We start from the raw sequence: 10,470 nt of genomic DNA, 5'->3' as shown, positions 1-10,470 counted from the left end.
GGGGCGCCAGGGGTGCTCATTGCAGTTGCTCGAGCAGACCGAGAAATTCGTCGTCGGAAAGCCCCGAGTCGGCGAAGTCGGCAGCGGTTGCGCGACCAGCCTCGGGGGCCAGACAGTGTTCGAGCAGAGCTTCGATACCCTGCTGGAACTGCTGCGCCAGTGTGCCAATCAGGGCCTGGTCATGCACGTGCGGGGCGTAACGCCATTCCATGTGCAACTGGCCCTGATCGACCAGGGCGGTCACGTCGAGCAGATGGGTGCGGCGAGTATCGGCGGCGCGCATCGCCGGGCACAGCGGCTGCGCCAGGCGCCACAGGCGCGAACCACCCAGCCACTGGTCGACCCGGCCCAGGTAGTTGAAGGTAAGCAGCGAAGCAGCACCAAGCCCGTGCTGTGGATCGAGGCGCAGCAGGCCGTAGCCGATGCCCTGTTCCGGTACGCGGCGCAATGCCTCCTTGGCGGCGATGATCGCCTCCTCCGGCTGTTCGGCGGCACGAACGGCCAACGGGTAGCGGCTGGTGTGCCAACCCACCGAGCGCGACAGATCCGGGCCCTGCTCCCAGCCACTGCGACCGTGGCTCTCCATCTCCAGGGTGACCTGCTCGCGCCCCAGCCATTGGCCGATCACGCCAGCCAGTGCCGCGACCAGCAGATCCTGCACCTGGGTGCTGTAGGCCCCATGGCAGTCGCCCAGCAACCATTCGGTTTTCTCAAGGGACAGTTTCGTTTCCAGCGTGCGGCTTTCGCCATACAGGCTGACATCACGGGCGACCTCGCCCTCCTCGGCCAACTGCGCCTGCCAGTAGTCGAGCTGGGCCAGCACCTCGGGGGCCTGGCGATGACGCTGCAAGGCCTCGCTCCAGAGATGGAAGCGGGTGGAAACCGCCGGCAACGAAACATGCGGGTCGTGGTACAGGCTTCCCAGCTCCTCGAGCAGCACCTGCCAGGACACCGCATCGACCAGCAGGTGATGCGCCGTGCACAGCAGGTGCCCGCTGCCGGTGAAATATACCCAGCGGATCAACGGAGCTCGATCCAGTTGCCAGCCCTGCTGCCACTGCTGCAGCAGCGCGTCGTCCAGCGGCTGTTCGACCACCTGTAGCAGCGTGTCGGCCATCGCCGCCGACAGCGGCTGATAGCGTTGCTGCCAGCCCTGCACGCTCTGCTCGAAGATCAACCGCAGGCTGCTGTGACGCGGCAACAAACTCGCCAGTGCCTGGGCCAAGCGCGCCGGTTCCAGCGGCTGGTGAACGGCCAGCAACAGGGACTGGTTCCAGTACTGTGGCGAAGTCTGCCGCTGGTCGAAGAACCAGGCCTGGATCGGCGTCAGCGCGAAAGCGGCGCTCGGCTCGGCGCTATCGACCTTGGCGTGCTCGGCCACACTGGCGAGGTCCACGGCCTGCTCGGCCCAGCCGCTGACCGAAGGGAACTCGAAGATCTGCTTGGGCTTGAGCTGCAGGCCCTGCTGCTTGGCACGGGCGATGATCTGCAGGCTGAGGATCGAGTCGCCACCGACTGCGAAGAAGTTGTCGTCGGCTTGCAGCTCGGGCTTTTCCAGAATCCCCCGGGCAATCACCAGCAGCCGCTCGACCTTGGCGCGCTGTGGCGTCTGCGCCACCCGCGCCAGCGCACGCACACTGGGCTCGGCGAACAGCTGCTTGGGGGTGAGGGTAATCTGTTCCTGGCGTGCGCGGGCAATGATCTGCAGGCCGAGAATCGAATCGCCGCCATGGGCGAAGAAGTTGTCGTCCGGGCCGATGTTCGGGTTACCCAGCAGTTCACACCAGATCGCCAGCAAGGACCTTTCCAATGCACTCAACGGCTGTTCGGTACGCGCCTTGAGATTGCCCGGTGCTTGCTCGGCCAGGTTCAACAACGCCTGACGATCGACCTTGCCATTGGCCAGCAGTGGCATCGCCTCCAGGCAATGCCACTGCGCCGGTTGCATGTAGTCCGGCAGGCGTGCCTGCAACGCGGCCTGAATGTCCGCCAGTGCGTTCGGCCCGGCGACCAGGAAGGCCACCAGGCGGTTGCCGGTCAATGGAGTCGGTGCGTTGAGCACGCGCACGTCATCAACCTGTGGCAGCGAACGCAGTTGCGCCGCCACTTCCGAAGGCTCGACGCGGTAGCCGCGAATCTTCACCTGCTCGTCCAGGCGCCCGAGGAACAGCACCCGCCCCAGATGATCGAGGCGTGCCCGGTCACCCGTGCGGTAACCCTGTGCACCGAAGCGCGCCCGATCGGCCTCGCTGGCACTCAGGTAGCCACGCGCCACGGTCGCGCCCTCGATATACAACTCGCCGCTGACGCCAGCCGGCAGCACTGCGCCATCCGGCCCGCGCACGCTGACTCGCACGTTGCCCAAGGGGCGTCCGAGCGGTGCATCACCCTCACCTTCGACGTCGTGGGTCAGCACGCCCACCGTGGTTTCGCTGGGCCCGTAGTGGTTGACGATGCGCAGCTGCGGGCTTAGGGCGCGCACTCGCGCCAGCAGATCGGCGCCCAGGGCTTCGCCACCGAGTACCAGGCACTGGCGCGGCAACAGGCGCTGCGGCTCGCTGGCCACCAGCAGGGCGTTGAGGTGTGAGGGCACGATCTTCAGCATGTCCACGGGCTGCTGCCCGAGCAGCGCCGCCAGCTCCTCGGCATCGAAGGCCAGCGCTTCGTCCAGCAGGCGCAAGCGCCGGCCGCTGAGCAGCGCGCCGAACAAGGCGGTGTGGCCCAGATCCGTGGCGCAACTGGCGAGGCTCGTCAGGCTGGCGTCGGCGCTCAAGCGCAGGCGTGCCAGGCAGGCGCTGACATAGTGAACAAGGTTGCCCTGGGTCACCTCCACGCCCTTGGGCCGCCCGCTGGAGCCGGAGGTGTAGACCACGTAGGCCGGCAAGTCCGCCGGCACGCTGGTGCGCAGCGGCGCATCGCTGAACAGCGCCTCGACCGGCACGGCCAGCCACTGCACCTGCGTCGGTAACCAGTTTGGCCGTTCGCCCTCACCCACATAGACCCTGGGCGTTGCATCCAGGCAGATGTCCTGCAGACGCGACTCGGGCCACTGCGGGTCGAGGGCCAGATAGGTCGCGCCGCACTGCCACGCGGCGAGCATGTGCATCACCAGTTCGCGGCTGCGCGGCAGGCAAAGGGCAACCCTATCACCGCTCGCACTCAGCGAACCGTGCAGGCGCTCGCCACGGGCGACCACGGCCCTGGCCAGTTCGGCATAGCTCAGCTGCCCCTGCTGATCCTCCAGGGCAATGGCCTGGGGCTTCTCCATGCAGTGCTTGGCAAACGCCTTCCAGGCGCTCTCTTCCGGTACCGGCAGGCGCTCGCCAGACAATTGCGAACGCTGCTCCAGAGGCAGCCAGTCCAATTCGGCAAACGGCACGTCCGGCTGCTCCATGGCCGCCATGACCAGGGCAAGGAACTGCGCCTGAAAACGCTCGACGCTCTCGCGCCGATACAGCGCCTTGCTGTAACGCCAGCGCCCGACGAACTCGGGCAGGTCATCGATGATCACCAGGTTCAATTCGTGGGCCGCACCACGCTGCTCGCCAATCATGCGCTCGATGTAGCGCTCAAACGGCACGTCACGCTCCTTGTTCAGCGTGAACATGTGCTGGAACACCGGTGCCCGGCCCTTCTGCCGCGGCAGATCCAGATGCTTGGCCAGGCGCGCGAAGGGATAGTGACGATGGCGCAAGGTCTGTCGGACAGTGGCAGCCACTTGCTTGGCCCACTCAGCGCTGGACAGGTCACGACGCAAACGGCAGCGCACCGGCAACGGGTTGACCAGATAGCCCGGCAGTTCGGCCTGCTCGCGCTTCAGGCGCCAGCCACTGGGCGTACCGAGAACGAAATCTTCCTGCCCGGACAGCACCCCGAGAAATTGCTGGAACAGTGAGAACCAATAGACGTAGGGCGTCACTCCCAGGCTTTTAGCGACCGAAAGCAGCCGCTCGCTGTTTTCCGCGCCAAAATGGAACGACAGCTCTCCGCCCTCGAAGCCCTGGGTGCTGCCATGGGCGAAGTCGGTGGGCAGCTCCAGCGTCGGCGCATTGGCCAGTTGCGCCTGCCACCAGGTGAGTTCCTCGGCCTCGATCGCCTCGCTGCGCAGGTACAACGCGCTGGACCAGTTGCGATAGGCCTCGGGATCGATATCGGCAAGCACGTCGCCATCGACCAGGGCGAACAGCTCACTGAACAGCACGTCGAAGGTGGTCAGGTCGGAGGCGATATGGTGGATGCCGAGCAGCACCGTGTGCTCGACACGGTCGCCCAACTGGTTGCTCAACAGCACCAGCCGGCTGATCTCACCGGCAGCCAGGTCGAAGGGTTTGTCGGCCAGCTCGATGACACGTTGCTGCACACTGGCCGCCTCCGCGCCCTGCCAGATTTCGCATTGCAGTGAGGTGGGATGCGGGCGGCTGTCCCACTGCAGCAACTCACCATCACGCTCGACATAGGCACTGCACAGGTGCGGATAACGCTGCTGCACCGCCTGCCAGGCCCGCTCCAAACGATGCGGCAGATCCGCCCAGAGGTACTGCGGCCTGATACGCCCGGCCAAGGCGATGTTGTAGGCGCAACTGCCGGGTTCCATACGCTGCAGGAACCACAGGGCCTGCTCGTTATCGTTGAGTGGGCGCGCCTGGAAGTAGTCGGGGTGGCGCGCCAACCAAGGCAGAATTTCAGCACTGCGCGCTTGCAGCTCACGCTCCAGCTCGGTACTCAGGGCCTCAGGCAAGCCAGTGGAAATCATCAGGCGGCCTTCGCTCGCGGACATGCGGATACCGCGCAGCCAGCAGTCATGCATCAAGCGATCGAGCATGTGTCGTCCTTCATCGTGCGGATTCAAGGTCAGCCACCCTGGTAGTGGCTTTGAGGATTATTCAGCGTCAGACGGCCGAGGCGGGCTCGGCCATGGCCACCACCACCTTGCGTGCCCCCTGGAAGGTGGAGCGACCATGGGCGACCAGCATGTTGTCGAGCATCAGCGCATCGCCTGCCTGCCAGGAGAAGCTGATCTGGGTGCGCTGCAGGACATCGCGCACATGCTCCAGCGCCTCCAGTTCGATGGGCGAGCCATCACCGTAGAAGACGTTACGCGGCACGCCCTCCTCGCCGACAATCGACACCAGCGTTTCGCGTAGCGCTGCCGGGAGATTGGAGATGTGAAACAGATGCGCCTGGTTGAACCAGACCCACTCCCCGGTGACCGGGTGCTGCGCGACGGCCTGGCAGACCTGGCGCGTACGCAGCTCGCCGTCGTCCTTCCACTCGAAGTCGATGTGGCTGAGCCGACAGAAGCGCTCGACCTCGCTGCGGTCCTCGGTGCTGAATGCCTGCTGCCAGGAGAGATCCAAACCATTGCCGTAGTTGCGCACGTACATCAGGCGCTTGTCGGTGAAACGCTGGCGGATGGCGGGATCGATGCGCTGATAGACCAGGCGACTGTCGGCGATGGGCGTCTCACCGCCGACCGGCGCGGCCTGGATGCAGTGAAACCAGATTTTCATTGGCCAGTTCAACGAGTAGGACTGCTCGTTGTGCAGCGGAATGACCTGGTGAGCGGGGTATTCGGTCGAGGTATAGACGCGGCTGTTGAGCTTGGTGCGTGGCGTGGAGGCGTAGTCGTAGGTCAGTAGATCGTGACCGAAACTGCGGGCGAAATCCTCGAAGTCGTTGGCGTCACGAAAGGCGAAATCGCGAAAGAGGATGCCACCGGTGGTCTGCAGCTCGCTGTCGGCGGCACGCCGGATGAGCTCTGCGTGATCACGCCAGGAGTCGCCTGGCACAGGGGCGCGCAACACGAAGGGCAGCGGTCCCTCGACACCCGCCTGAACCTCATCGAGTGAATGGTTTGCACGGTTGAGCAAATCGGTAAGCATCTGCGTTCCTTGGTGCTACTGACGAAGAGCACAAAATTATCGCAAAACCGACTCATTATCAAACAGGAATTAATATTACTTGAGCTTGGCGCTCCGGGCACTTACTGCTGCACACAAGCCGCGAAGCAGCAGAGCTCGAGGCATTACTTAGCCATCATCTGGGCGGCTGTAGCCGCTTACTCAGGCGGGCTGGCTCACTTTTCCTGCAGGTTGTAATCGCGTTCGCCGATATGCGACAGCAGCAGGTAGGCCGAGCCGATCATGCCTTGCATGGTGTCGGCAAAACGACTGCGGTTGAAATATAGGAACTGGTGGTTCTTCACCGCGAAGAGGTTCTGCCACTGCGGCGAACGGCGGAAGGCCTCGGTGCCAGCCTCAGAACCGAGCATTTCCTCATAGGTATCGATGATGAAATCACTGTCGAAGTCGCCAATGCGCTCCAGGCTGTAAGGCACGTTCTGACGCGCCTCCTTGAAGGCCGACACGCGTCCCAGGCCGAAGTCGGCGATTACGTCATCCATGCCGGAACGGCCGATCAGCTGGAAACCGTCCGGATAGACCTCCAGAGTGGTTACCGTGATACGCCCCGGCTCCTTCACCCGCTTGGCGAATTCGCCGACGATCCATTCGTATTCGTTCAGCAGCTTCTGGTAGCGCTGCTGCTTGCCTACCAGTTCGGCCAGCTCCTTGGCGTAAGTCTTGATGTCGGCCTCGCGCGCCGGCAGCAGCACCACCGGGGCGATGCGGCTGAGGCGCTCTTTCAGGTCTTGGTGATAGGACAGCCCGATGATCAGGTCAGGCTTGAGCGCCGCGATGGCCTCGAGATCGGGCGACTGGTGCGAACCGACATAGCGAATGCCGGAAACATCGAAGCGCTGCTGAGCGCCACGGAACAACACGTCCGAGAACAGCTTCTTGCGCCCCGTGGACCCGCAAGGGGTTATGCCCAGCTCGAGCAGTTGGGTGGTCAGGCTGAGGTCATGCAGGGATACCACGCAACGCGGTGCGACTGGCACTTCGACACGGCCGAAACGGTTCTCGAACACACGGGTGTCCGCGGCGACAGCCTGCATCGAACTCAGGCCCAGCAGTACACAGGCCAGCAGGGAAAGGGCTTTGAACTTCACCATCATCTTCGTCATGTCCTTCAGTGACGACGCGTCAACGGTTACGTTGCCGCGCCAGCAAAATCAACAGATAAGGCGCACCGATAATCGCCACCACCAGACCGGCCGGCAGTTGCAACGGCGGCAGCAAGGCGCGCCCCAGAGTGTCACCCAGCAGAACCAGTACGGCCCCGAAGAGGGCCGACAGCGGCAACAACGCGCCATGCCGGTCACCGCACAACTGCCGCGCCAGGTGCGGCGCGACCAGGCCAACGAAGGTCATCACGCCGATATTGGCCACCGTTGCCGCAGTCAACGTGACGCTGCACAGCAACAGCAGGAGCATTATCACCGGTGCATTCAGGCCGCGACTGAGCGCCACGCTCTCGCCCAACTGCAGGAGATTGAGCTGGCGATGACAGAACAACAGGGGCATGCCCGCCACCAGCAGCCAGATCAGCAGGCTCTGCACCTGCGGCCAACCACTGCGATGCAGGCTGCCGCCAAGCCACATCAGCGCCGATTCGACCCGATCGATATTGCCGTAGGTGATCAACAGATCGGCGACGGCACCGAGCATGGCCGTCAGCCCCACGCCAACTAGAATCAGGCGCAGCGGGGCAATGCCACCGCGCCAGGATAGCGCGACGATAAACAGCGCCACCGCCAGCCCCCCGAGCAACGCTGCCAGAGGATAGAGCGGCAGCGGCAAGGCCTCCGGCCACAGCACCAGGATCAGCAACATGGTGACGCTCGCGCCCGCCTCCACCCCGACCAATCCCGGCGCAGCTAGTGGGTTGCGCGTCAGTGACTGCATCAACACGCCCGCCAGAGCCATCGCCGCGCCCCCGAGTATCGCCAGCAGGATGCGCGGCAGGCGCAACTCCCATAGCACGTTGGCCGACAGCGCCGTCTCATCGGCGAACAGGTTCTGCCAGAGCTGAGCCATGCCCGTCGTGTAGCTGCCTACGCTCGCCGCGTACAGCGTCAGGCCCGTCAGCAACAAGAGCAACACTGACGCCGCCAACACATCGATGGGTCGACCGATCCAGGGCAACCCGGGGCAACGCCTTGGCGTGGTCAGCCAGCGACTCACTTGAGCTTCCTCAGTACCAGCGCGACGAATACCGGGCCGCCGATCAGCGCGGTGACGATGCCGGTATTGAGTTCGTACGGGCTCACCAAGGTGCGCGCCACCACATCGGCCAGCACCAGCAGCAAGCCGCCCAGCAGCGGCGCGGCCAGCAGCAGCTGTCGCAGGTCGTGGCCGACCAGCAGCCGCGCCGCATGCGGTACTACCAGCCCGACAAAGCCTATGGGGCCAGCCAACGCCACCGCGCAACCGGACAGTAGCACCACGGCCACCAAACTCAACAGCCGCATACGCAACAGGTTGACGCCCATGCTGGAGGCCACCTGCGCGCCTAGCCGATAGGCATTCAACGCCCGCACATTGATCAGGCACAGCAACATGCCGACGATCAGGTAGGGCCATAGCCAGCTTGGCAGGTTTGCCCCGCTTATACCCAGCGAGCCGGTCAGCCAGCGACGCAGGCTGTCCAGCCCCTGCTGATCGAGCAGCAGCAGAATCGCGGTGATGGCGCCGAACAGCGCGGCCATCATCGCTCCGGAAAGCGTCAGGCGCACCGGATTGGGCGTGCGCCCGGCCAGCAGCATGACGCCGATGGCGGCCACCAGAGCGCCGCTGAAGGCAAACAGCGGAATCATGGTCATGTCATTGCCGGGTAGCACCAGCAAGCCAATGACCACGAACAAGGCCGCACCACTGTTGATGCCGAGGATGCCCGGGTCGGCCAACGGATTGTCGCCCACCGCCTGCATCACCGTGCCGGCCAGCCCCAGGCAGGCGCCCACAGTCATCGCCACCCACAGGCGCGGCAGGCGCGAACCGCGGATGACGCTGTGATCAGAATTACTCGGGTCATACGCCAGCAACGCCTGCCAGACATCGCTCCAGGGGATCGACTTGGCCCCCACTGCCAGGTGCAGCGTCGACGCCAGGCCGATGCCGATCACGATCGATAACCAGATCGGCCAACGCCACCCAGCCGTCATCGGGCTACCTGGCTGTCGAGCGCGCGCAGGCGAGCAGGCGAAGCCGGCACGCACAGAGGATCACCGGAATGTGGATCGATGAGAATATGCGCATCCAGATCGAACACAGCCTTGAGGTTGGCCGGAGTGAAGACCTCGGCAGGCGTGCCCTGGGCGTGCACCTTGCCCTGACGCAACATCACCAGTTGATCGGCATAGCGCGCAGCCTGGTTGAGGTCATGCAGAACCGCGACGACAGTGCGGCCCTGGTCACGCAGCTCGGCGAGCAATTCGAGCAAGGCGATTTGATGAGCGATGTCGAGAAAGGTGGTGGGCTCGTCGAGCAGGATGACCGGGGTCTCCTGCGCCAGAGTCATGGCAATCCAGCAACGCTGTAACTGCCCCCCAGACAGGCTGGTGAGGGTGCGGTCCAGCAGCATGCCGACGTCGGCCAGTGCCACGGCGCGGTCGATCGCCTGCTGATCGGCGTCACTCCACTGCTGCCACCAGCTTTGCCAGGGATAGCGCCCCTGAATGACCAGTTCGCGCACGGTTATCCCGGCAGGCGAAGCGGTGCGTTGCGGCAACAGCGCGATTTGCCTGGCCAGATCACGTCGCGAGAGCTGAACATGGGGCTTACCCTGCAGCAGTACGTCGCCGCTGGCCGGGCGTAGCATGCGCGCCAGCACGTTCAGCAACGTGGTCTTGCCACAACCATTTGCCCCGATCAATGCGGTAAAGCAGCCCTCGGGAATGGTCAGACTGATGTCATCCAGCACCTTCAATCCGTCGAATTGAAGCTGAAGCCCCATCGCTTTCAACATGCATACACACTCGAATTCGAACCACCGCGCCAGCGCCCTCTTGGCTCAGAGCCAGCGCAGATTGCCGGGCATGCGGGTTCACCGCGAATTTCATCCAGCCCAGGGCGGACATTGCCTATCAGGCAGCGTCCAGGCCTTGAACATTTATGCGCATTAGCTTGCAGTAATATCTTGGTGATGACAATAACGCGTGAGCTAGTACAAATATTTCTCATTTAGATGTAGAGTTCGCCCGCTATTGCTGACTGCCACGGCGCACTGGCGTGAAGGATCACAGAAAGTCCTCCGCATTGCGCACACATACCAGAAGACCAGAGGATGTTCCTTCGCCATGCGCCAGGTTACGCACCTAAGCCCCGAACGTTTCGCCCGACGCCCAGCCTTCAGCCTTACCGCACTAGCACTGGCCATGGCCAGCCTGGGCTCGGGCAGCCTGCATGCCGCTGAGACTAACCAGTCCCCCACGGCTGCGCCCCTGGAGATTGATGCCATCAACGTTACCGGGCAAAGCGTTGAACAGCCCACCGAGCATGTGGTCGGCTATGTAGCCAAACGCAACATGAGCGCTACCAAGACCGACACGCCGATCACCGAGACGCCGCA

Annotated in this window: 6 protein-coding genes and 1 pseudogene; 1 reads left to right on the top strand and 6 read right to left on the bottom strand. The window is 63.9% G+C overall.

The genetic code is table 11. From position 1 onward, the window contains the following. Nucleotides 1-16 precede the first annotated feature (16 nt). From GIW28_RS09160 to GIW28_RS09135, 6 genes are all read right to left on the bottom strand, one after another. Nucleotides 17-4,822, bottom strand: coding sequence for a non-ribosomal peptide synthetase (locus GIW28_RS09160; RefSeq protein WP_236446812.1), 4,806 nt, complete (start codon nt 4,820-4,822; stop codon nt 17-19). A gap of 67 nt (nt 4,823-4,889) precedes the next feature. After that, nucleotides 4,890-5,882 carry a TauD/TfdA family dioxygenase gene (locus GIW28_RS09155; RefSeq protein WP_236446810.1) on the bottom strand — a complete coding sequence of 331 codons (993 nt, stop codon included), beginning with the start codon at nt 5,880-5,882 and terminating at the stop codon, nt 4,890-4,892. 194 nt (nt 5,883-6,076) lie between these two features. After that, a complete protein-coding gene (locus GIW28_RS09150; protein ID WP_236446808.1) occupies nt 6,077-7,015 on the bottom strand; it encodes an ABC transporter substrate-binding protein in 939 nt (312 codons plus the stop codon). 28 nt (nt 7,016-7,043) lie between these two features. Further along, complete coding sequence (locus tag GIW28_RS09145) at nt 7,044-8,084, bottom strand: FecCD family ABC transporter permease (RefSeq protein ID WP_236446805.1); 1,041 nt, start codon at nt 8,082-8,084, stop codon at nt 7,044-7,046. After that, on the bottom strand, nt 8,081-9,064 hold the full coding sequence (locus GIW28_RS09140) for a FecCD family ABC transporter permease (RefSeq protein WP_236446803.1): 984 nt from the start codon (nt 9,062-9,064) through the stop codon (nt 8,081-8,083). Before GIW28_RS09140 ends, GIW28_RS09145 begins: the two co-directional genes overlap by 4 nt. Beyond that, a complete protein-coding gene (locus GIW28_RS09135) occupies nt 9,061-9,867 on the bottom strand; it encodes an ABC transporter ATP-binding protein (RefSeq protein ID WP_236446801.1) in 807 nt (268 codons plus the stop codon). The genes GIW28_RS09140 and GIW28_RS09135 overlap by 4 nt, the downstream gene beginning before the upstream one ends. Nucleotides 9,868-10,198: 331 nt before the next feature. Here GIW28_RS09135 and GIW28_RS09130 point away from each other — a divergent pair. After that, a pseudogene (locus tag GIW28_RS09130) lies at nt 10,199-10,470 on the top strand (hypothetical protein); the annotation flags it as partial.

The organism is Pseudomonas sp. PA-5-4B (assembly GCF_021606215.1).
GTDB lineage: Bacteria > Pseudomonadota > Gammaproteobacteria > Pseudomonadales > Pseudomonadaceae > Aquipseudomonas > Aquipseudomonas edaphica.
Note: the sequence above shows the minus strand (reverse complement) of the source record. Positions and strands in the feature narration are given on the sequence as shown.